This window comes from Priestia sp. BR_2, assembly GCF_041954005.1.
GTDB classification, from domain to species: Bacteria; Bacillota; Bacilli; order Paenibacillales; family Paenibacillaceae; genus Paenibacillus_AQ; species Paenibacillus_AQ lautus_A.
In genome coordinates this window covers 1-703 of the sequence record NZ_JAVFHM010000169.1, presented here as the reverse complement: position 1 = coordinate 703, position 703 = coordinate 1, and the positions used below count along the sequence as shown (strand labels likewise).

1 protein-coding gene and 1 pseudogene are annotated in these 703 nt (G+C 33.1%); both read right to left on the bottom strand.

The genetic code is table 11. The annotated features are described in order from the left end of the window. Window positions 1-62: 62 nt before the first annotated feature. Entirely contained in the window at window positions 63-392 is a 330-nt protein-coding gene (locus RB298_RS08275; RefSeq protein WP_486046749.1) for a hypothetical protein, read from the bottom strand. 34 nt (window positions 393-426) lie between these two features. Further along, window positions 427-703, bottom strand: a pseudogene (locus tag RB298_RS08270) (hypothetical protein); the annotation flags it as partial.

The window sequence follows — 703 nt, the reverse complement described above, 5'->3', positions numbered from 1 at the left end:
CTACTAAACTTGTAACTAACGGGCTAATTTTATTCTTTCCTCTTCCTAAAGCCTTAGCCAAATCAGATTGATTTAAATGAATTTGGTCTTTCTTCTTCTATACAATTTGATGAAAAATCTAAAAATTCTGAAATACCTACTAAAAAATCTTCCTCAGCCAAGGTTAAATAGCCTTCTTTTCTTAAATAGCTAAAATTATGCTGGATAATTTGAACAAAAGGAATGTTATTCTTGATTTTACGATCAGGCACAAGTTTCATTCCTTTAGTATTATCTTGCAATTCGTTGGCAAATTCCATTTCTTCATGACTAAGTATTTTTTCATTTTGAATATCCTTGAGTCGAGATTTTTTATACTCTTTTCGTAGCTTTTTAGCCAATTTTGCTAACAATTTGTCATCTACTCGTTGAGGCTTATACCACATCCTATCTATTAATATGCCTTCTATTACTCTCATACGCTTTGTATAAAGTCCGTTTGATCTTCTGAATAGTTAACGTTACTTCGTCAATTTGAGGGCTCTTAGCAGCCTTTTTAAGCGTTAGCTTTAAATCATACGCCTTCGCCCGTTCTTTACGTACCAAAAGCAGCAAAACTAACAAATCATACGTATGAAGGCATGCAAGCTCATTAAAAGGCTTCCCCACGTCCACTAAGACTACAAATTCTTTTAACTTCGGTCTTTTTATATTTAAACTAGCC